The sequence below is a fragment of the Streptomyces sp. NPDC029296 genome (assembly GCF_055569255.1).
The window spans coordinates 23,304-44,063 of record NZ_JBVHXT010000013.1 but is presented as its reverse complement, the minus strand read 5'-3'; the positions used below and the strand labels follow the sequence as shown (position 1 = coordinate 44,063).

Annotated in this window: 20 protein-coding genes; 15 read left to right on the top strand and 5 right to left on the bottom strand. The window is 74.7% G+C overall.

Annotated features, from left to right (window positions below; genetic code table 11):
* The first annotated feature begins 40 nt into the window (after positions 1 to 40).
* The 10 genes from ACZ4W9_RS13685 (at position 41) to ACZ4W9_RS13640 (ending at position 12,872) form a co-directional block, all read left to right on the top strand.
* Positions 41 to 1,690: a class I adenylate-forming enzyme family protein gene (locus tag ACZ4W9_RS13685; protein WP_467935380.1), complete on the top strand. Its 1,650-nt coding sequence runs from the start codon at positions 41 to 43 to the stop codon at positions 1,688 to 1,690.
* Positions 1,687 to 2,970 (top strand): beta-ketoacyl-[acyl-carrier-protein] synthase family protein, encoded by a 1,284-nt coding sequence (locus ACZ4W9_RS13680; RefSeq protein ID WP_467935379.1) that lies wholly within the window; start codon positions 1,687 to 1,689, stop codon positions 2,968 to 2,970. The genes ACZ4W9_RS13685 and ACZ4W9_RS13680 overlap by 4 nt, the downstream gene beginning before the upstream one ends.
* Positions 2,967 to 4,031 carry a 4-hydroxyphenylpyruvate dioxygenase gene (gene hppD / locus ACZ4W9_RS13675; protein WP_467935378.1) on the top strand — a complete coding sequence of 355 codons (1,065 nt, stop codon included), beginning with the start codon at positions 2,967 to 2,969 and terminating at the stop codon, positions 4,029 to 4,031. The genes ACZ4W9_RS13680 and hppD overlap by 4 nt, the downstream gene beginning before the upstream one ends.
* A 46-nt stretch (positions 4,032 to 4,077) precedes the next feature.
* Positions 4,078 to 4,995: a phytanoyl-CoA dioxygenase family protein gene (locus ACZ4W9_RS13670; RefSeq protein WP_467935376.1), complete on the top strand. Its 918-nt coding sequence runs from the start codon at positions 4,078 to 4,080 to the stop codon at positions 4,993 to 4,995.
* Positions 4,995 to 5,891 carry a prephenate dehydrogenase gene (locus tag ACZ4W9_RS13665; RefSeq protein ID WP_467935375.1) on the top strand — a complete coding sequence of 299 codons (897 nt, stop codon included), beginning with the start codon at positions 4,995 to 4,997 and terminating at the stop codon, positions 5,889 to 5,891. The genes ACZ4W9_RS13670 and ACZ4W9_RS13665 overlap by 1 nt, the downstream gene beginning before the upstream one ends.
* Positions 5,892 to 5,958: 67 nt before the next feature.
* Positions 5,959 to 7,911 carry an FAD/NAD(P)-binding protein gene (locus tag ACZ4W9_RS13660; protein WP_467935374.1) on the top strand — a complete coding sequence of 651 codons (1,953 nt, stop codon included), beginning with the start codon at positions 5,959 to 5,961 and terminating at the stop codon, positions 7,909 to 7,911.
* Positions 7,908 to 9,425 carry a nitrosuccinate lyase gene (locus tag ACZ4W9_RS13655; protein WP_467935372.1) on the top strand — a complete coding sequence of 506 codons (1,518 nt, stop codon included), beginning with the start codon at positions 7,908 to 7,910 and terminating at the stop codon, positions 9,423 to 9,425. Before ACZ4W9_RS13660 ends, ACZ4W9_RS13655 begins: the two co-directional genes overlap by 4 nt.
* Complete coding sequence (locus tag ACZ4W9_RS13650; RefSeq protein ID WP_467935371.1) at positions 9,422 to 10,300, top strand: alpha/beta hydrolase; 879 nt, start codon at positions 9,422 to 9,424, stop codon at positions 10,298 to 10,300. Before ACZ4W9_RS13655 ends, ACZ4W9_RS13650 begins: the two co-directional genes overlap by 4 nt.
* An 86-nt stretch (positions 10,301 to 10,386) precedes the next feature.
* Positions 10,387 to 11,844 carry an MFS transporter gene (locus tag ACZ4W9_RS13645; protein ID WP_467935370.1) on the top strand — a complete coding sequence of 486 codons (1,458 nt, stop codon included), beginning with the start codon at positions 10,387 to 10,389 and terminating at the stop codon, positions 11,842 to 11,844.
* A 56-nt stretch (positions 11,845 to 11,900) separates the two neighbouring features.
* The gene (locus ACZ4W9_RS13640) at positions 11,901 to 12,872 is read left to right on the top strand and encodes an acyl-ACP desaturase (protein WP_467935369.1); all 972 of its coding nucleotides are present in this window, start codon (positions 11,901 to 11,903) and stop codon (positions 12,870 to 12,872) included.
* 77 nt (positions 12,873 to 12,949) lie between these two features.
* Here the strand turns inward: ACZ4W9_RS13640 and ACZ4W9_RS13635 are convergent, their stop codons facing one another.
* Positions 12,950 to 13,114, bottom strand: a complete 165-nt coding sequence (locus tag ACZ4W9_RS13635; protein ID WP_467935367.1) for a hypothetical protein — start codon at positions 13,112 to 13,114, stop codon at positions 12,950 to 12,952.
* A 161-nt stretch (positions 13,115 to 13,275) separates the two neighbouring features.
* Between ACZ4W9_RS13635 and ACZ4W9_RS13630 the strand changes: the two genes are divergently transcribed.
* Together ACZ4W9_RS13630 and fabI are read left to right on the top strand one after the other, a co-directional pair.
* Complete coding sequence (locus ACZ4W9_RS13630; protein WP_467935366.1) at positions 13,276 to 14,142, top strand: alpha/beta hydrolase; 867 nt, start codon at positions 13,276 to 13,278, stop codon at positions 14,140 to 14,142.
* Positions 14,139 to 14,918: an enoyl-ACP reductase FabI gene (gene fabI, locus ACZ4W9_RS13625; RefSeq protein WP_467935365.1), complete on the top strand. Its 780-nt coding sequence runs from the start codon at positions 14,139 to 14,141 to the stop codon at positions 14,916 to 14,918. Before ACZ4W9_RS13630 ends, fabI begins: the two co-directional genes overlap by 4 nt.
* A gap of 59 nt (positions 14,919 to 14,977) precedes the next feature.
* Here the strand turns inward: fabI and ACZ4W9_RS13620 are convergent, their stop codons facing one another.
* Both ACZ4W9_RS13620 and ACZ4W9_RS13615 read right to left on the bottom strand, forming a co-directional pair.
* On the bottom strand, positions 14,978 to 15,622 hold the full coding sequence (locus ACZ4W9_RS13620) for a TetR/AcrR family transcriptional regulator (RefSeq protein ID WP_467935545.1): 645 nt from the start codon (positions 15,620 to 15,622) through the stop codon (positions 14,978 to 14,980).
* Between the two features lie 112 nt (positions 15,623 to 15,734).
* Positions 15,735 to 16,631, bottom strand: a complete 897-nt coding sequence (locus tag ACZ4W9_RS13615; RefSeq protein WP_467935363.1) for an alpha/beta hydrolase — start codon at positions 16,629 to 16,631, stop codon at positions 15,735 to 15,737.
* A 123-nt stretch (positions 16,632 to 16,754) separates the two neighbouring features.
* Between ACZ4W9_RS13615 and ACZ4W9_RS13610 the strand changes: the two genes are divergently transcribed.
* Positions 16,755 to 17,189 carry a hypothetical protein gene (locus tag ACZ4W9_RS13610; RefSeq protein ID WP_467935362.1) on the top strand — a complete coding sequence of 145 codons (435 nt, stop codon included), beginning with the start codon at positions 16,755 to 16,757 and terminating at the stop codon, positions 17,187 to 17,189.
* A gap of 155 nt (positions 17,190 to 17,344) precedes the next feature.
* Entirely contained in the window at positions 17,345 to 17,629 is a 285-nt protein-coding gene (locus ACZ4W9_RS13605) for a GlsB/YeaQ/YmgE family stress response membrane protein (protein WP_467935361.1), read from the top strand.
* Between the two features lie 90 nt (positions 17,630 to 17,719).
* On the opposite strand, the gene ACZ4W9_RS13600 is transcribed toward ACZ4W9_RS13605, so the two are convergent.
* Together ACZ4W9_RS13600 and ACZ4W9_RS13595 are read right to left on the bottom strand one after the other, a co-directional pair.
* On the bottom strand, positions 17,720 to 18,649 hold the full coding sequence (locus tag ACZ4W9_RS13600) for an NAD-dependent protein deacetylase (RefSeq protein WP_467935360.1): 930 nt from the start codon (positions 18,647 to 18,649) through the stop codon (positions 17,720 to 17,722).
* A gap of 71 nt (positions 18,650 to 18,720) precedes the next feature.
* Positions 18,721 to 19,590 carry a class II glutamine amidotransferase gene (locus ACZ4W9_RS13595; protein ID WP_467935358.1) on the bottom strand — a complete coding sequence of 290 codons (870 nt, stop codon included), beginning with the start codon at positions 19,588 to 19,590 and terminating at the stop codon, positions 18,721 to 18,723.
* Between the two features lie 219 nt (positions 19,591 to 19,809).
* On the opposite strand from ACZ4W9_RS13595, the gene ACZ4W9_RS13590 reads away from it, so the two are divergent.
* Positions 19,810 to 20,496: an adenosylcobinamide amidohydrolase gene (locus tag ACZ4W9_RS13590; RefSeq protein WP_467935357.1), complete on the top strand. Its 687-nt coding sequence runs from the start codon at positions 19,810 to 19,812 to the stop codon at positions 20,494 to 20,496.
* The last annotated feature ends 264 nt before the right edge of the window (positions 20,497 to 20,760 follow it).

Genomic DNA, 20,760 nt, shown 5'->3' with positions numbered 1-20,760 from the left:
CCGAGACAGACAAAGGCCCGACAGTAGGGACCGACGGGAAATGAACCCGAAGAACGAGCGCGCGGAGCTCGCGGCCGATCAGCGGCTGGGCGTGGGCAACGTGCTGACCACACTGATCGAGCGGGGCACCGGCCTCGACCGACCGACCCTGACCTTCGACACCGAGGTGGACGGCCACCCGGCCTGGCAGGCCCTCACCCTGGCGGAGCTCGGCGAGCGCGTCGCCGCCCGGGCCGCCGTCCTGCACACCCTGGGCGTCAGGCCCCGGGACCCGGTCGCCGTCTGGGTGAGCGACGGCGCCGACCAGGTGCTCGGCTATCTGGCGCTGGCCCGCCTGGGCGCGATCCCCGCGCTCGTCAACGGCAGGCTCCCCGCCGAGCAGGCGGCCGAGTACATCAGGCGGCTGGGCGCCGTCGGGGTCATCGCCGACCGCCCGCACCGGGACGCGCTGGCCTCGGCCGGCAGCACCACCCCGCTGCTCGCGGACCCCGCCGACCTGGGTACCGGCGACCCCGGGGCGGCCCCCGCGGCCTACCGGCACCACGGCGGGGAGCCCGTGGTCGTCACCCACTCCTCCGGCACGACCGGCCTGCCCAAGGCGGTCGTCCACTCCCACCACAGCCTGTTCGCGGCCATCCGGCACCGGCTGTCCCTGCCCAAGGGCCAGGGCCTGGACCGGATGCTGGGCGCGCTGCCCTCCGCGCACGCGGCCACCGTCATCGCCGTGAACCTCGCCCTGACCAACCGCGCCCAGCTGGCCGTCCTCTCCCGGCAGACCGGCACCCTGGTGCTCGACGCCATCGAGACCTGGCAGCCGGCCAGCGTCCTCGGCTTCGCCGCCACCTGGTCGGAGCTGGCGGGCGAGGACCTGTCCCGGCGCGACCTCGCCTCCGTGCGCACCTGGTGGAACACCGGGGACTGCGCGCACGAGGCGCACATCCGCAAGCTCATCGCGAACGGCACGCGCGAGTCGGTCACCGCCCAGGGGCGGGTGACGCGGCCCGGCTCGTTCTTCGTGGACGGCCTCGGCTCCTCGGAGATGGGGCACTCCCAGTTCCACATCACGCACACCCCCGACACCGGGCGCTACGGCCGCTGCATCGGCAGGCCGCACGCCTTCTCCGACATCGCGGTCGTCGACGACGACGGCGAGCGGCTGGGCACCGGCGAGGTGGGCCAGCTCGCCGTCAAGGCGCCGACGCTGTCGCTCGGTTACTGGAACGACTCGGTGACCACCTACCGCACCCGCCGGGACGGCTACTTCCTCACCGGCGACCTCGTCTACCGCGACGAGGAGGGCTACTACTACCACGTGGACCGCCTGGTGGACGCCGTCGACCTCGGCGACGGCCACCGCCTGTACACCATGCTGTGCGAGGAGCGGGTCCTCGCCGACTGCGCCGACGTGCTGGAGTGCACGGTCGTCGCCGTGCCCACGGACGGCCGGGTCGCGACCTCGGTGCTGCTCGTGCTGGACCCGGCGGCGGACCAGGACGCCGACCGCACCGACGAGGTGCTCGCCGCGCTGGAGCCGTGGGTGGCCCGCACCGTCGAGCGCGTGGTCGTGGTCGAATCCGACCGCATCCCGCTCGGCGCGACCGGCAAGGTCCGCAAGTTCCTGCTGCGCCGGCGCTTCCTGGACGGCGAGCTGCTGGGCCGGGAGACCTCCGCGAAGCAGGTGGCCGTATGACCGCCGCCCTCCCGGGTGCCGTGATCACCGGGCTCGGCACCTTCACCCCGCTCGGCCGGGGCGCCGCCGACACCTTCGACGCGCTGTGCCACGGCAAGTCCGGGCTGCGCAGGCCGCCGGAGGGACACCTGCTCGACGGCACCGTGGGCAGCGCCGGCATCGCCCCGGACATCGAGGCGCGCGAGGTGCTGCCGCCCAGTGAGGGCCGGCTCGTCGACCGCTACGCCCTGATGGCCCTGGCCGCCGCCGACGACGCCCTCGCCGACGCGGGGATCGTGGTGGGCCGGGACGTCGACCCCGAGCGCGTCGCGGTCGTCGTCTCCAGCGGCGCGGGCGGCCTGACCACGTACGAGGCGCAGGCCCACGAGCGGGTCCGGCGCGGCCCGACGGCGGTCAGCCCCTATCTGCTGCCCGGCATGCTGCCCAACATGGCGGCGGCCCGGATCGCGATCAAGCACGGCATCCGCGGCTGGAGTTCGGCCGTCGCCACCGCCTGCGCGGCCGGTGCCCACGCCGTGGCGGAGGCCGCCCGGCTGATCCGCTACGGCGAGGCCGACGTGGTGGTCTGCGGCGGCGCCGAGGCACCGCTCAACCCGACCTCCGCGCTGGCGTTCGCCCACGCCCGGGCCCTGGCGAGCGGCTGGGACGACGACCCGGAGGCGGCCAGCCGCCCCTTCGACCGCCGCCGCAACGGGTTCGTCCTGGCGGAGGGAGCCGGGGTGCTGGTCGTGGAGCGCGTCGAACACGCCGACGCCCGGGGCGCCGCGGGCTACGCCGACCTGCTCGGCTGGGGCGCCACCACCGACGCCTTCAAGCCCACCGCGCCGCGCCCCGACGGCGAGGGGGCCGCGCAGGCCATGCGCGGGGCGCTGCGCACCGGCGGCCTGACGCCCGACGACGTCGGCTACGTCAACGCGCACGGCACCGCCACCAAGCTGGGCGACATCGCCGAGGCGAGGGCCGTGCGGGCCGTGTTCGGGGACCGTTCGCCGGCCGTGAGCAGCACCAAGTCCATGACCGGGCACCTGCTCGGCGGCTCCGGCGCGGTGGAGGCCGCGATCTGCGCCCTCGCCGTCGCGCGCGGCACGCTGCCGCCCACGCACAACCTCGACGAGGTCGACCCGGACTGCGACCTCGACCACGTACGGGGCGAGGCCCGGCGCACCCCCGTCCGGGCCGCGCTGTCCAACTCGTTCGCCTTCGGCGGCCACAACGTCAGCCTGCTGTTCGGCACCGCCGGCACCCGCGCCCGGCGCCGCGAAGAGGGAGAGAGCACGTGAACATCGGAGCCGTGGACCACGTCGAGTTCTACGTCGGCGACGCCCGGCAGTCGGCGTTCTACCTGTGCACCGCGTTCGGCTTCCGGCTGCGCGGCCAGGCGGGTCCCGAGACGGGCCGCGCGGACAGCCGGTCCCTGCTGCTGAGCCAGGGCGGCATCGACCTCGTGCTCACCTCCGCGCTGACACCCGGCCATCCGGCGGCGCACTACGTCTCCCGGCACGGCGACGGCGTGGCCAACATCGCCTTCGAGGTCCCGGACGCCGCCAAGGCGTTCGCGACCGCGGTCGAGCGGGGGGCGACGCCGGTGGAGGAGCCCGTCACGCACGGCCGGGGCGGCACCGAGGTCGTCACGGCGTCCGTGCTCGGTTTCGGCGACGTGGCGCACCGCTTCACGCAGCGGACCGGGGACCGGGCCGACTTCCTGCCCGGCACGATGGACATCTTCGCCGACGACCCCGACGAGAGCGAGCGGCTGCTGCACACCGTCGACCACGCGGCGATCTGCCTGCCGGCGGGCGCGCTGCGGCCGACGGTCGCCTTCTACGAGGAGGTCTTCGGGTTCCGCCAGATCTTCGAGGAGTTCATCGAGGTCGGCGAGCAGGCCATGGACTCCAAGGTGGTGCAGAGCCCGTCCGGCGAGGTCACCTTCACGCTCATCGAGCCGGTGACGGACCGTCAGCCCGGGCAGATCGACACGTTCCTGGAGCGTCACGGCGGCGCCGGGGTGCAGCACCTCGCGCTGCTCACCGACGACATCGTCACCGCGGTGCCGGCCATGGAGGCGCGCGGCGTCGGCTTCCTGGACACCCCGGGCACCTACTACGACGAGCTGGCCGGGCGGCTGGGCGAGCCGGAGCTGCGCATCGAGGACCTGCGGCGCACCAACGTCCTGGTCGACCGGGACCACTGGGGCCAGGTCTTCCAGATCTTCACCCAGTCCATGCACGTACGGAAGACCTTCTTCTGGGAGGTCATCGACCGGCACGGGGCCCGCACGTTCGGCAGCGGCAACATCAAGGCGCTCTACGAGGCCGTGGCCCGCGAGAAGGCACCGGCCTGACGCCGGCCGACGCCCACCACCCCCTTCGAGGCACACGAGGAAGACCGTGACTGTTCAGGACTCCACCGCTTTCACCCTGACCGAGGAGGAGCGCGCGCTCCTGCCCACCGACGAGGACGTGGCCTTCTACGCCGAGCACGGCTGGTACCTGTCCAAGAAGATCTTCACCGACGAGGAGACCGCACGGCTGGAAGCCGCCAGCGAGCGCTTCTACGCCGGTCACCGCGACCGTACGCTGCCGGTCCGCCCGCCGAAGCTCGCGTACTGGGAGCCGGAGCACGGTTCCGTGCAGCGGCACAACGACTACATCCACTACGAGGACGACACGATCGGCGCCGTCCTGCGCAAGCCGCTGCTCGGCGCGGTGGCCGCGCGGCTCGCCGAGGCCGCGGAGATCCGGGTGTTCCAGTCCACCCTGATCTACAAGCCGCCGGTGGCCGGGGAGCCGTCGAACATCGTGCCCTGGCACTTCGACCGGCACTACTGGGCCACCTCCACCTCCGAGCGGATGCTGACCGCGTTCATCCCCTTCCACGACTGCGACGAGGAGCTGGGCACCATCACGATGGTGGACGGCAGCCACCACTGGAAGGAGACCGCCGCCAACGACGCGACGTCCCTGCACTTCGCCGAGCGCGACCGGGGCGAACTCGACCAGATGCTGGAGGAGAACGCCGCGTACAACAACACGGAGGTCCGCAAGGTCCCGATGGTGATCCCCAGGGGTCACGTCAGCTTCCACCACTGCCGCACCTACCACGGCAGCGGCCCCAACGTCGGCGACCGGCCCCGCCGCGCCATCTCCTTCCACCTCCAGGACGGCGAGAACCGCTACCGGCCCTTCCGCCGCTCCGACGGCACCCCGGTGGCGTACAACCACGACGTGCTGGTGCGCAGGACCGCCGAGGGGACCCCGGACTACGCGGACCCCGAGTTCCTGCCGGTGCTGTGGCGCACCCGCTGATGCGCACCGTCGCGGTCGTGGGCACGGGCCTGATCGGCACGTCGATCGCGCTGGCGCTGCGCGCCCGGGGCATCACCCCCTACCTCCTCGACGACGACCCCGAGGCCGCGCGCACCGCCGCCGGCCTCGGCGCGGGGGTGGTGGGAGCGCCGCGCACCCCGGCGGACCTGGCCGTCCTCGCCGTACCCCCGCAGCATGTCGCCACGTCGCTGCGCCTCCAGCAGACGCGGGGGCTGGCCCACGACTTCACCGACGTCTCCAGCGTGAAGGCGCGGCCGCAGCGGGAGGCCGCGGAGCTGGGCTGCGACCTGGCCCGCTTCGTGGGCGGGCACCCCATGGCGGGCCGGGAGCGGTCGGGGCCGCTCGCGGCGCTGCCCGACCTGTTCCACGGCCGGCCCTGGGTGCTGACCCCGGCGGGCCAGGCCGGCGAGCGGGCGGTCGGCCGGGCGACGGAGCTGGCCCGGCTGTGCGGGGCGCGCCCGGTGGTGATGGAGCCCGCCCAGCACGACCGGGCGGTGGCCCTCGTCTCGCACACCCCGCACCTGGTCGCGAGCCTGCTCGCGGGCCGGCTGCTGGACGGCGAGGAATCCCAGCTCCAGCTCGCCGGCCAGGGACTGCGCGACGCCACCCGGATCGCCGCGGGCGACGCCGGCCTGTGGACGGACATCCTCAGCTCCAACGCGGCGGCCGTCGTGGAGGTGCTGACGGAGCTGGCCGGGGAGCTGGAGACGGCCCTCGGCGCCCTGCGGGAGCTGGCCGAGGCCCCCGCGGCCCCGGGCGCCGACGGCCGGGCCCGGCTCACCGCGGCCCTGGCCCGCGGGGTGCGCGGGCGCGGCCTGATCCAGGGGCGGGCCCCCGGCGGCCTGCGGCTGAGCGGTGCCGCCGCCGGGACATGAGGCGCCGCCCCGCCCCGGGCGGGCGACCGGGCCCACGACGACCTTCGACCCAGTGGAGCAAGTGACTATGACCAGCCGACGGCTCGACGTCTGCGTGATCGGTGCCGGGCCCCGCGGCCTCTCGGTCCTCGAACGGCTGTGTGCGAACGCCGCGGCGGACCCGGAGCGCCCCGCGCTCACCGTGCACCTGGTCGACCCGTATCCGCCGGGCGCCGGACGGGTGTGGCGCACCGACCAGTCCGAGCACCTGCTGATGAACACGGTGGCCTCCCAGGTCACGATGTTCACCGACGACAGCGTGCGGATCGAGGGGGCGCTCGCCCCGGGCCCGAGCCTGTACGAGTGGGCGCGCTTCCTCACCCTGATCGGCCCCATGGACGGTGCGCGCCACGACGAGCGGGTGCTCGCCGAGGCCCGCGCGCTCGGCCCCGACTCGTATCCCACCCGCGCCTTCTACGGCCACTATCTGGAGTGGGTCTTCCAGCGGGTCACCCGGACCGCGCCGGGCGGCCTGACGACCGTGGTGCACCGGGCCCGCGCGGTCGGCCTGACCGACGAGCCGGACGGCACCCAGCGGGTGCGGCTCGACGACGGCCGGAGCCTGGCCGGCCTGGCCGCCGTGGTCCTCGCCCAGGGCCACCTGCCGGTACGGCGCTCCAGCCGCCAGCGGGAGCTGGCCGAGTTCGCCGCGGCGCACGGGCTCGGCTACGTCGCGCCCGCCAACCCGGCGGACGTGGACCTGTCGGGGGTGCGCCCCGGCGAGACGGTGGCCCTGATCGGGCTGGGGCTCAACTTCTTCGACCACACCGCCCTGTTGACGCTCGGCCGGGGCGGGCGGTTCGAGCGGCAAGACGGCCGGCTGGTGTATCTGCCGTCCGGGCGGGAGCCCCGGCTGGTGGCCGGCTCCCGCCGGGGCCTGCCCTTCCACGCCCGGGGCGAGAACCAGAAGGGCCCGCACGGGCGGCACGAACCGGCCGTGCTGACCCCGGAGGTCATCGAGGAGCTGCGGGAGCGGTCCCGGCGCCTTGGCGGCATCGACTTCCGCGAGACGGTGTGGCCGCTGGTCGCCAAGGAGGCCGAGACGGTCTACTACACCGCGCTGCTCACGGCCGCGGACCGGACGGCGGACGCGCGCCGGCTGCGCGCGGCCTATCTCGCGGCGCCGCCGGGCAGCCGCCGCGAGCGGGACCTCCTCGACGAGTTCGGCGTGGCGCCGGCCGACCGCTGGGACTGGGACCGGATCGCCCGCCCGTACGCGGGACGCGCCTTCGTCTCGCCGGCGGACTTCCGGGGCTGGCTGGTCGCCCACCTGCGCGCGGACCTGGCGGCGGCGCGGGCCGGCAATGTCGACGGGCCGCTGAAGGCGGCGCTCGACGTGCTGCGCGACCTGCGCAACGAGCTGCGGCTCGTGATCGACCACGGCGGCCTCACCGGCCGCTCGCACCGGCGGGACCTGGACGGCTGGTACACGCCGTTGAACGCGTTCCTGTCCATCGGGCCGCCCGCCGGGCGGATCGAGGAGGCGATCGCACTGATCGAGGCCGGGGTGCTGGACGTGCTCGGTCCCGACGCCCGCGCCGGGGCGGACCGGGCACGGGGGACGTTCACGATCGAGTCCCCGGCGGTGCCCGGCTCCCGGATCCCGGCCGGCACCCTCATCGAGGCGCGGCTGCCGGAGACCGACCTGCGCACGACCGCCGATCCGCTGCTGCGCCGGCTCCTCGCCGCCGGGCGGTGCCGCCCGCACCGGATCGGCGACCCGGAGGGGACGTCGTACGAGACGGGCGGCCTCGCCGTCACCGGGGCGCCGTTCCGCGTGATCGACGCCGAGGGCCGAGCGCATCCGCGCCGGTTCGCCTTCGGGGTGCCCACGGAGTCCGTGCACTGGGCGACGGCGGCCGGCATCCGTCCCGGGGTGAACTCGGTGACGCTCCAGGACTCGGACGCCGTCGCGCGTGCCGTCCTCGCGGCGGCGGACCGGCGGCCGGACGACGAGATGATCGGAGAACTGACGAGGTGAGCACCCTTGGCACGGACACTCCCGGCACGCACACCCCCGGCACGGACACCCCCGACCGGGGCACCCCCGGCCCGGGCGCGCCCCTCGTCGACGCCGGGCTGCTGAGCCCGGTGCGCGCCGGCAGCCCCGCCGAGGAGACCACCTCCGACCGGGCATGGCTCCAGGCGATGCTGGACGCGGAGGCGGCGCTGGTACGGGCCCAGGCGCACCTGGGCAACGTGCCGGTCCAGGCGGCGCGGACCATCACCGAGCTGGCCCGCGCCGACCGCCTGGACCTGCGTGCGCTGGCCGTGCTCGGCCGGGGCGCGGCCAATCCGGTGGTGGCCGTGGTGCGGGCGTTCACCGATCTGGTGGCGGCCGTGGACCCGGCCGCCGCGGACCAGGTGCACCGGGGCTCGACCAGCCAGGACATCCTGGACACCGCCGCGATGCTGGTGGCCGCCCGCACCCTGGACGTGCTGCTGGCCGATCTGGACGAGGCGGCCGGCTCGCTGCGCACGCTGGCCGGCGCGCACACGGGGACGCTGATGGCGGGCCGGACGCTCGCGCTGCACGCCGTGCCGACCACGTTCGGCCTCAAGGCAGCCGGCTGGCTGGTGGCCGTGACGGAGGCGGCGGACCGGCTGCGCCGGCTGCGCGCCGAGGGGCTGGTCGTCCAGCTCGGCGGCGCGGCGGGCACGCTGGCGGGCTACGTCGAGTACGAGCGGCTGCACCGAAAGGCGCGGGGCGAGCCCCCGGAACCGGAGTACGCGCGCCGGCTGACGGAGCGGTTCGCCGTGGAGACCGGCCTCGGCGCCCCGGTCCTGCCGTGGCACAGCCACCGGGCGCCCGTCGCGGCGCTGGCCGCCGAACTGGCCCTGGCCACCGGGGTGCTGGGCAAGATCGCGGTGGATGTGCAGTCGCTGGCACGCACCGAGACCGCCGAGGTGGCGGAGCCGGCGGCGGCCGGACGGGGGGTCTCCTCGGCGATGCCGCACAAGCGCAACCCGGCGCTGGCCACGCTGATCCGCTCGGCCGCCCTCCAGGTGCCCGCGTACGCGGGTGTGCTGGCGCAGGCGATGCTCTCGGAGGACGAGCGGTCGGCCGGTGCCTGGCACGCGGAGTGGCTGCCGCTGCGCGAGTGTCTGCGGCTGGCGGGCGGGGCGGCGCACACCGCGCGGGAGCTGGTGGCCGGGCTGGTGGTGGCGCCCGGGAGGATGCGCGCCAACCTGGAGCTGACCGGCGGTCTGATCGTCTCCGAGCGCCTCGCGGCGGTGCTGGCGTCCGCGCTCGGCAAGGCGACGGCCAAGGAGGTGGTGGGCCGGGCCGCCGCCGTGAGCGCCGCCACCGGCCGCCCCCTGCCCGAGGTCCTCGCGGCCGCCCCCGAGCTCGCCGGGCGCTTCGACGCCGCTGCCCTCGGCACCCTTCTGGACCCGGCCGCGTACACGGGGGCGGCCGGGGAGCTGACCGACCGGGCGCTCCGGGCGGCCGGGGGCACGGCCGCCCGGGACCGGGCGCCGAGGGCCGGACGGTGACCCGGGGTGCCGCGCTGGTCGGTACGGCGCTCAACGCGCTGGCCCGGCCGGCCCCGGGCCTGGCGGGGCGGGCCGCCTACGCGCTGTTCCGTCGTCCGCTGCGGCGGGGCAAGGTGCTGCCCGGGGAGCGTGCCGTCCACGAGCGGGCCGCGGTCGAGGAGCTGGCCCTCGGCGGCAGACGGGTGCGGGTCTACCGGTGGGGGGACGGCGCGCGGCCGGTGCTGATGCTGCACGGCTGGCAGTCCCGTGCCTCGCGGTACGCGGGTTTCGTGCCGCGGCTGGAGGCGCTGGGGCTGACCGGGATCGCGTTCGACGCGCCCGGGCACGGCGACTCGGAGGGCGACACCACCACGATCCTGGAGTACGGCGAGATCACCCGGCTCCTCCAGGAGCGGTACGGGGTGTTCCACACGGTGGCCGCCCACTCCCTCGGTGCCACCGCCGCCTTCCTGGCGCTGCGCCGCGGGCTGCGGGCCGAGCGTCTCGTCACGGTCGCCGCGGTGAAGGATTTCGGCCATTTTCCCGACGAGTTCGCCCGCATCCTGGGGCTCGGCCCCGGCCTGGGGCAGGACCTCCGCCTCCGGATCGAGCACCGGCTCTTCGCGCAGGTCCCGGACCCCTGGGGGGAGTTCGACGCCACCTCGCGCCCCGGGCAGATCGGGGTACGGATGCGGATCATCCACGACACGGACGACGACATGGTCCCGGTCGCGCACGCGCACGCGCTGAAGTCCGCGTACGGGGACCGGGCGGAGCTGGTGCTCACCCGCGGCCTGGGGCACCGCAAGGTGCTGGGCGCGGCGGCGGTGATCGACAGCGCGATGGGATTCATCGCGCCGGAATCGACGGCGAGCCGGGAAGTCTCTTTTAAATGAACGCACGGTCGTCTACTTTTACGCGAGTGGGCGCGGCCGCTGCGGACCGGGTGACGGCGGCGCATCGGACGAAGGGACCACCTCGCATGACGACCGCCTCACCCCACTCGCCGGACACCGGTCCGGCCCAGACAGCCCAGGACGACGCCGGTGGCGCACCGGGAACGTCCGCGACGGCGGCGGCCGCGGCCGCGGCCAAGCTCGCCCTGCTCGTCGCGTCCGGCGCCACGTTCCTCGCCGTACTCGACACCACGGTGGTGAACATCGCCTTCGCGGATCTGCGCACCGACTTCCGCGACGCCTCGCTCTCCCAGCTCACCTGGGTCGTGACGGCGTACACCGTCGTGTTCGCGGCGCTGCTGGCCGTCGCCGGCCGGGTCGCCGACACCATCGGGCGCAAGAAGCTGTTCGTGTGGTCCGCGGCCGTCTTCCTGGTCGCCTCGCTGCTGAGCGGGCTCGCCACCGGGGTGCCGATGCTCATCGCGGCCCGGGCCCTGCAAGGGGTGGGCGCGGCGGGGCTGATCCCCTCGGCGCTCGGCCTGGTCCTCCAGCACACTCCCCCGGCCCGCCGTCAGGTCGCCATCGGCGTCTGGGGAGCGGTGGGCAGCATGGCCGCCGCCGTCGGCCCGAGCCTCGGCGGACTCCTGGTGGACGCCTGGGGCTGGCGCAGCGTCTTCCTGATCAACCTGCCGATCGGGCTCGTCATCCTGGCCGGCGCGGTCCGGCTCACCGGCGACCGGCCGACCGGGCGCCGGCTGCCCGACCCGGCCGGCACCCTCGCCCTGGCGCTCGGTGTCGGCGGTGTCGTCTTCGGCGTCACCCAGGGCACGGAGTGGGGCTGGGGCAGCGGACGCGTGCTCGGCCTGCTCGTCGGCGGCGCTGTGCTGCTCGCGCTGGCCCTGCTGCTGTCCGGGCGGCACGCCGCGCCCGCCATCGAGCTGGACCTCTGGCGCAGCCGCGCCTTCGCGGCCACCAACGTCACCTCGCTGCTGTTCGGCGCGGCGATGTACTCCTACCTCCTCAGCTCCCTGCTGTTCCTGAACGCGGTGTGGGGCTACTCCGAGCTGAAGGCCGGACTGGCGGTCACACCGGGCGCCTTCGCCTCCGCGCTCGGCGCCATCGTCGTCGGGCGCCGGGTCGGGCCGGCCGGCCAGTGGGCCGCGGTCGCCGTCGGCTCGGCGCTCTTCGGCGCCTCGTGCGCGGGGATGTACCTGCTGCTGGGCACCGAGAGGAGTTACGCGGCGGTGTGGCTGCCCCTCGGCGTCCTCGCCGGCATCGGCATCGGCGCGGCGCTGACCGCGATCTCCAACGCGGCCACGGCCTCGCTGCCGCCGCAGCGCTTCGCCTCCGGCACCGGTCTGCTGATGACCACCCGCCAGATCGGCGGCGCCCTCGGCATCGCCGCCCTCGCGGCCATCCTGGAGCGCTACGACGTCCTCGACGACGAGGGCTATCTGCGGGTGTTCCTCGCCTGCGCCATCGGGGCCGCGGCCGCCGCCGCGGCGGCCTTCGCGATCCGGTCCCGGCCGGCCCAGAACCCGTAACCGTCAGGTCCCGGCGGGGGCCACCGGTTCCCGCGACGATGTGAAGAAGAGAGCGCATGCCACCCATCGACCGATCCGACCGCTCCGTCGCGCGAGCCGAGCACGCCCTGCTGGCGGACCTCCAGCCGGTGGTGGAGGAGAACCTCCACCGTCACCTGGACGTCGCCAAGGAGTGGTTCCCGCACGAGTACATCCCGTGGAGCGAGGGCCGTACGTTCGACGGCCCGCTCGGCGGACAGCCGTGGACCGACGCCGAGGCCACGCTGCCGGAGGTGGCCCGCACGTCCCTGGTGGTCAACCTGCTCACGGAGGACAACCTGCCCGGCTACCACTTCGCGGTGGCCGAGTTCGGCAAGGACGGCGCGTGGGGCACCTGGGTGGACCGCTGGACCGCGGAGGAGGCCCGGCACGGCACCGCGCTGCGCGACTACCTCCTGGTGACCCGGGCCGTCGACCCCCGGGCCCTGGAACGCGCCCGGATGACCCACATGTCGGGCGGCTACGACCGGCCCGACGGCTTCAGCGCGCTGCACGCGATCGCGTACGCCGCGTTCCAGGAGCTGGCCACGCGCATCTCGCACCGCAACACCGGCCAGGCGAGCACCGATCCCCGGTGCGAGGCGCTGCTCGCGCGGATCGCCGCGGACGAGAACCTGCACATGGTCTTCTACCGCAACCTGGTCGAGGCGGCGTTCGAGCTGGTGCCGGACACCGCGATGCGGGTCGTGCGGGACGTGGTCGTCGGCTTCGAGATGCCGGGCTCCACCATCAAGGACTTCGGCCGCAAGTCGGCGGAGATCGCCATCGCCGGCATCTACGACCTCCGCCTCCACCACGACAGCGTCGTCACGCCCGTCCTGCGCAGGCTCGGCGTCTTCGAACGCGCGGACCTCGGTCCGGACGGCGAGCGGGCGCGCGAGGAACTCGCCGCCTTCCTGGACCGGCTGGACAAGAAGGCGACGTCGTTCACGACCCGCCGCGAGGGCATCCGCGCGGCCCGCGCCAAGCGGGAGGCGGAAGCCGCCTGACCCGGCGGCGGTACGGGGAGGGGGGCGGCCCGGACACGGCCGCCCCCCCCTCCCCCTCGCCCGCCCGGCGGGCCCGGTCAGGGCCGCGCCGTGTGCACGGGGTCGCGCGTCCCGGCCGCCGGGGCGCTCCCGGCGGGCCGGTCGCCCAGGAGCTGGGCGTCGATCACCGAGTCCAGGTGGTCCTTGATCCACTGATTGGGGCCGGGCTCCGCGGCGCGGGGGTCGGGGTGCGGGATCGTCATGTCGTCCTCCAACGGGGAGTGCTGACGGCGGCCAGTATATTAGCACGACCGTCCGTTTACTTTCCTCGGATGCTGGTTCATGATGAATATGAGCGAACGATCGTGCTGATAAATGCGCCCGGAAACCCCTCGCGCATCGGCGAACAACTGGAGGGTGTGTCATGGATCTCGCGACGGCGGCCGCCGAACCGGCCCTGAGCGCGCAGGGGGAGGCCATGTTCGACCTGTTCCGCAGGCCGCAGGGGCGCAGCAGACCCCGGCCCGACGAGCGGGCGGTCATCGAGAGCGCGCGGACCGGCGAACTGACCGCCGGGAGCGGCGGGGTCGTCACCTACGCCTGGGGCGACGGCATGCGCCCGGTGCTGCTGGTGCACGGCTGGGAATCCCGTGCCTCGCGCTATGCCAAGCTCATCACCCGGCTCGTCGCGCTCGGCTACAGCCCGGTGTCCTTCGACGCTCCCGGGCACGGCGAGTCCGGGGGCGACACCACCACCCTGGCCGAGTACCGCGCCCTCATCGGCGGACTGCACCGCGCGCACGGGGACTTCGCGGCCGTGGTCGGCCACTCCTTCGGGGCGCTGGCGCTGTTCCTGTCGTTGTCCGAAGGGCTGCGCGCCGACCGGATCGTGGCCGTCAGCACGGTCCCCGACTTCTCCTACCTGGTCGACTCCTTCAGCGCCCACCGGGCCCTGGACCCGCGGACGGACGCGGAGCTGCGCCACCGTCTGGACCGGGACCTGTACCCGGGCGAGGACATGTGGACCCGTTTCTCCGTCCTCCATCACGCCTCGCGCGTACGCGTCCCGCTGCTCCTGATCCACGACGAGAACGACGAGGCGGTGGGCGCGGAGCAGGCGGAGCGGCTCGCCGGGGCCTTCGCGGACCGGGCCCGGCTGGTCCTCACCCGCCGGCTCGGGCACCGGCGGATCCTCGGCTCTCCCCTGGTCGTCGAGACGATCGCCGGGTTCCTCACCGGGCAGGACTCCCCCGCGGACCACGGCGGCAAGACGGAGGTGGCGGCACGGTGACCGGACTGCTCACGGGCAAGCGGATCCTGGTGACCGGGGTCCTGATGGAGTCCTCGATCGCCTTCCACACCGCCCGCCTCGCCCAGCAGCAGGGAGCCGAGGTCGTCCTCACGGGGTACGGCCGGCTCGCCCTGGTGGAGCGGATCGCCCGGCGGCTGCCCGAGCCCGCCGTCCTGCTCGAACTCGACGTCCAGGACAAGGGACACCTGGAGAGCCTGGCCGGCCGGATCCGGGAGCGGGTGGGGCGCGACGCGCGCCTGGACGGGGTCGTGCACTCCATCGCCTTCGCGCCGCAGGACGCGATGGGCGGCAACTTCCTCGCCACCGGCTGGGACTCGGTGGCGACCGCGGTCGAGGTGTCCGCCTACTCCCTCAAGGCGCTGGCCATGGCGTGCCTGCCGCTGCTGGAGGAACACGGCGGGTCGATCGTGGGCCTGGACTTCGACGCGGGCGTCGCCTGGCCCGCGTACGACTGGATGGGGGTGGCCAAGGCCGCCCTGGAGGCCACCTCCCGCTACGTCGCCCGGGATCTCGGGCCGCGCGGCATCCGCTGCAACCTGGTGGCGGCCGGGCCCGTGAAGACCATGGCGGCCCGGCACATCCCAGGGTTCGAGACCTTCCGCGAGGTGTGGGACACCCGCGCCCCGATCGGCTGGGACCTCTCCGACCCGGAGCCGGCCGCCCGCGCCGTCGTCGCCCTGCTGTCCGACTGGTTCCCCCGGACGACGGGGGAGATCGTGCATGTGGACGGCGGAGTGCACGCCATCGGGGCGTGAGCGCGAGCGCGGGGCACGGGGCGGCGGCCCGCCCGGGCGAGCGGGCCGCCGCCGGGGCGTCAGGGGGTGGCCGGCAGCAGCGAGGGGTCGGCGGCCTCGGAGCGCAGGCGCCTCAGGACGGCCTTGGCCGCCTTGTCGTAGCAGGTGAAGTCGTCGTGCAGGACGGACTCGGCGTTCGCCATCTCCAGGAACGCCACGAGTTCGAAGACCAGCTGGGGGATGTCGGCGTCCCGCGCGAGTTCCCCGGCGAGCTGTGCCTCGCGCGCGGTCTGCTCCAGGTAGGAGAACCAGTTGGCGCGGGCCGCGGCGAGCGTGTCGTGGACCTTGCCCTCGCGGGCGTCGTACTCGGCGGAGACCGAGTAGAAGAAGCAGCCGCCCGGGAAGACGCGCTCCCGGGAGTACGTGAGCCAGCCCGTGCACAGGCGCCACAGGCGGCCGATGCCCGCCGGCAGGTCCCGGGCGGGCTGGACCACGTGCTCCAGGTACACGGTGATGGCCGTGCGGATGGTCGCGAGCTGGAGGTCCTCCTTGGAGCCGAACAAGGCGAACACCCCGCTCTTGCTCAGCTTCAGCTCGCTCGCGAGCTGCCCCATGGACAGGGCCGCGAGCCCCTCCACGGAGGCGATCTCCACGGCTCTGCGGAGAATCAGCTGGCGGGTCTGGTTTCCGCGCGCGATCCGGCCGTCGGCCTGCGTTCCTGCCACACCCATGTGCACCCACTCTCCTGGACCGGACGTTCTCGGCGCCGTTGAGGTGTCCACAGTGTAACCAATGAGCGGACGTTCGTTCGGTTAATCTCCCCCGAAGCGGAAGCGCTCAGTCCATGGAGAGCGTACGCGGGCCCGTCTCGTCGGCGCCGTGCGCGCCGGGGCCGACGAAGTCGAGGACGGTGCGCAGGACGTCCGCGTCGCCGAGGATGCGCCGGTGTCCGAGGCCGCTGGTGACGACGAGCCGGGCCTGGTCGCCGAAGGCCGCGGCCAGTCGGCGGCCCTGGGCCACCCCGATCCTGGTGTCGTCCTCGTCGTGGACCACCAGCAGGGGCGAGCGCACGCTCCGGGGCATGTCGGTGAGCGAGAACGGCACCTCCCCGGCGGGCATGCCGGAGAAGAGCCGTCCGCGGATCTCGTCGCGCAGCCGCTCCTGAAGCCGGTCGCGCACCTTCAGTTCGGCGCAGAACTCCCGGATCAGGTAGTCGAAGTCGCAGACCCCGCTGATGGTGACGATCTTCCGGGCCTCCACCCCGTGCTTGAGCCCGAAGAAGGAGCCCAGCGCACCCATCGAGTGGGCTATCAGGCACTCGAAGGTGCCGTACTGGTCGTGCAGCACGGAGACGATGTCGCGGTAGTCCAGGATCGTGGTGCTGCGGCCGGCGGCGTCGCCGTGGCCCGGGGCGTCGAAGGCGACGACGCTGTAGCCGCGCTCCAGCAGTCCGGGGACGAAGCCGGAGAGCCGGGAGGCGCGCGACTGCCAGCCGTGCACCAGCAGCACGGGCCGGGCCCCGTCGCCCCAGCGGTACGACACCGCGTGCCTGCCGCCGCCGAGTTCGACGCGGCCGACGTGCGCCGTGCCGGACACCTCGCGCTCGGCGGACCGCGGGCGGCTGCGCACCAGCGGCATGTGGAACAGGGTGAAGGCGCCCTTGCCCGCCAGCCGCCCGGAGACGAGGGAGGCGGTGTTGAGGACGGTGCTCGCAACGGCCTCGGTGGGTTTCATGCTCGCCACTCCTCGGTCAGGCGTCAGGAGGCTGATACATTAGCACGCACGACCGTACAGTTTTATAGGGTTTCCGGCCGGACGTCCTCCCCGGGCCCTGTGCCCCCGAGGAGTGAGCCGACCATGCCGGTGCCCGTCTGGTTCGCCCCGTGGAAGCCCGGCCCGGCGGCCCCGGACGCGGAGGCGGGGGGCGCGGCCGTCGTGAGCGTCACCGGCTTCGCCGCGTACCGCCCCTGGACCTCGCTCGGCATCCACGTCACGGGCCTCGCCCTGCGCCGGACCTGGGACGCCACCGAGGGCGCGATCGGGCTGTGGCTGTGGAGCGTGCCGGGTCTGCTGCGCCCGCACTCCGGGTCGGTCTCCGTCTGGCGCGACGAGGACCGTCTGCGGGACTTCGTGGCCCGTCCCGACCACGTGCGCATCATGCGGACCTATCGCGGCCGGGGCGCCCTGCGCTCGGCGACCTGGCGGACCGCCGCCTTCGACCGGGGCGCGGCCCAGGAGGCGGCCCGGTCCCTGATCGAGGAGTGGCACACCCGGCCGATGCCCCGGGCGTGACACCGTCACCCCGCCGCCCGGGACCGCTCCCCGGTTCCGCGGGCGAGAGGGCCGGCGATCAACCGCAATCAAAAGGGGACGTTTGTACGAGCGCAGACGGTACACACGATGAGCAAGCCCCTATTCGACAGAACGACGAAACGGAGACCACCACCATGGGCATCATCGCGTGGATCATCCTCGGCCTGCTCGCCGGCGCCATCGCCAAGGCCCTCATGCCGGGCAAGGACCCCGGCGGCATCATCGTCACCATGCTCATCGGTGTGGCCGGTGGTCTGCTCGGCGGCTGGCTCGGCAAGGTGCTCTTCGGCGTCGACTCCGTCGACGGGTTCTTCGAGCTGTCCACGTGGATAGCCGCCATCGTCGGCTCGGTCATCCTGCTCGCCCTCTACCGCCTGGTCACCGGCAGCCGTCACTCCCACTCCCACCGTCACGCCTGACCGGACCGCGGACGCCGCGGGCAGCCGAGACCGCGATGAACCATCGGGACGAGCTTCAGCGGCTCGTCCCGATGGTTCATCGCGGTCTTCTCATTCCGCCGGCGGTGTGTGCGGCGACGCCCCGGCCGCCGTCGGCGCCCGCGCGGGAAGACCCAGCCGGTGGGCCACGGTGGTGAGGGCGCTGCCCAGAGGGAGCGCGACGCGGGTGACGGCGTGCCGGTCGCCGCGGGTCGGGTCGCGGTTGACGATCAGCACCGGCTTCCCGGCCTCGGCCGCCTGACGGACGAACCGGAGCCCGGACATCACCGTCAGGGAAGAGCCCAGGACGAGCAGCGAACTCGCCGCACGGACCAGCTCCCGGCAGCGCTCGACCCGCTCCGGCGGAACGGCTTCGCCGAAGAACACCACGTCCGGTTTGAGGATGCCGCCGCACAGCGCGCAGGGCAGCACGCGGAAGTCGCCGACCTGCTCGTCGGTGAGATCGGCGTCGCCGTCCGGGTTGAGGCCGGCCGCCACCGGCGCGAAGCCCGCGTTGGCCTCCTCCAGCCGCCGGGCGAGTTCCCGGCGCGCGCTGCGGGCACCGCAGGACAGACAGACGACCCGGTCCAGGCTCCCGTGGAGTTCCACGACGTCCTCGCTGCCGGCGGCCTGGTGCAGGCCGTCGACGTTCTGGGTGATCACCCCCGAGAGCAAACCGTGCCGTCCGAACGCGGCGACGGCCCGGTGCCCGGCGTTCGGCTCGGCCCGCCCGAAGGTGCGCCAGCCCAGGTGGCTGCGCGCCCAGTACCGGCGCCGGGCCCGCGCGTCGGCGGTGAACTCCTGGTAGGTCATCGGGGTGTGCCGGCTCAGGCTGCCGCCCACGCCCCGGTAGTCGGGAATGCCCGACTCCGTGGAGATGCCCGCCCCGCTGAGCACCAGCACCCCTCCCCTGCCCAGCGCCTCGACGACCGGCCCCGGATCCGCGGTACCGGGCGGCAGGTCCTCGGTGGGCGTCCAGCTCAGAGTGGGGCGCATACGCATACGGCCAGGGTACGGAACGGCCGCGCCGGCCCCGGCCGGCGTACCTCGCGAGGGCCCGGACCCGGCGGGGATCACGGCGCCTGCTGGGAGGCGGCGGCGTCGGGGCGCAGGTCCGCCAGGGTCAGCGGGTGCGCCGGGGGCTCCGGCAGGACCACCCGGCGGGTGGTGTGCGGGCCGGTTCCGGCGTGGAGCAGTTCGCCCGGCTCCATCAGGCGCCAGTCGGGGTGGTCGTCCATGCGTTCGCTGGCCACGATCACGGCCGGGTGCCCGGCCAGGGGCCCGGAGCGGACGCGCATGCGGCCGTGGCTGCCGCTGTGGTCGAGGTGACGGGTGCCGTGCCGGCCGCCCGCCGGGCGCTCCAGGACGTACAGCTCGTGGGTGTCGGGGTAGCGCAGGGCCCACAGCCCGCCGGGGGTGACGAGGACGAGGTTGAGGGCGTAGACGGGCAGGTGCCGGGCGATCCACCCGGCGGCGTGCCGGATGCCGGCGCCGAGGTCGCCGCCGTTCTCCCTCGCCTCCCGGGTGATCAGGGCGAAGAAGCGCTCGGAGTCCGTGTCGCCCCGGACCGCCGGCCGGTCCCCGCCCAGGTGGTCGTCGAGCCGGTCGAGGCCCTCGATGACGCCGTTGTGCGCGAACAGCCGCCCGTCCTGTTCGAAGGGGTGGGTGTTGCGGGCGTCCAGGCCGCCGGTGGAGGCGTAGCGCACATGGGCGACGAAGGTGGCCGACTCCACCCGGCGGGCCTCCTCGGCGAAGGCGCGGTCCTCGTACGCGGCCATCGGGGCCTTGTCCACACGGGGCGTGCCGTCCGCCGCGAAGTAGCCGAGGCCGGTGCCGTCGGGCTCCCGGTGGCTCTGTCTGCTGAGGCTGTCGGGGGCGTCCAGCAGCCAGAACGTCGCACGGGTGCGCCGCGGCGCACTGCTGAGACCGAACAGACGGCACATGATCCCTCTCCTTCGCCGTGCCCGTCACGTCACCGGTCCGCCCGGCCGAGGGGGCGGTGTCCGGAGTTCCCCGCCGCCGCGCCGGCGAATCGGCACCGCGCGAAGAGCCGGTGCGCGTGCGGAGCCCGTGGGTGCCGGTGCCGTGCACGGCGACCGGAACCGGGCCGGACGGCGCGACGTACGATCGGCTGGTTCCCGCCCGCGAGGAGTACCCGCCCGATGGCCGCCGTCGTTCCGCCGCCCCGCCCCGCCCCCGGTCTGCTGCGCGTACGGCGGCACTCCCGCGCGGAGGGGGACGAATGGCTGCACGGCCTGCTGTGGCAGGCCGGCGACGGCTGGCGGATGATCAGCAGCGCGGTGCTCGGCGGGGGGATCGGGGAGCGGTCCTGGGTCCTCAACGCGCAGGTGTCCCACGGCTATGCGCGCACCGACCCGGACCGGCACCTCGCCGAGCTGGCCCGGGACGCCGGCGCCCGGGGACCGGGGGTCGGGCTGATGACGGCCGCCGACGTCCGGGCGTACGGTCACGCGTCCGACAGCGGTGTGGAGGCGGTCGCCACCGCGGGGCTCGGGGTACGCGGCTGGGCGGCCTCCCCGGCGGAGGGCACGGCCGCGGCGGCGCGGCCGGGCACGGTCAACATCCTCGTCGCGCTGCCGGTGGCGCTGACCGACGCGGCCCTGGTCAACGCCGTGGCCACCGCCACCGAAGCGAAGGTGCAGGCCCTGCTCGACGCCGGGTACGACTGCTCGGGCACCCCCACGGACGCCGTGTGCGTGGCCGCCCGGTCCCCGCGCGCCGGCGACGAGGTCCACGCCTTCGCCGGTCCCCGCTCGCTGTGGGGCGCCCGCGTGGCCCGCGCCGTGCACCGGGCCGTGCACACCGCCGCCCGGGCCGGCCACGCGTGACGCGGACGCGGCGGCACCGGTGCCGCCGCGTCGTGCCGCCTCGGACCAGCCTGGCGTTCGCCCGCCCCCGCCTACGGCTCCTGGCTCCGGCGGCGCCCCGAACCGCCTGCGGGTCTCCTCGGTCCTTGCAGTGGTGCGGGCAGCCGGGATCCAGGTGTTCACCGGGCGTGGGGGGGGGGGGGGGGGGGGGGGGGGGGGGGGGGGGGGGGGGGGGGGGGGGGGGGGGGGGGGGGGGGGGGGGGGAGGGGGGGGGTGGGGGGGGCA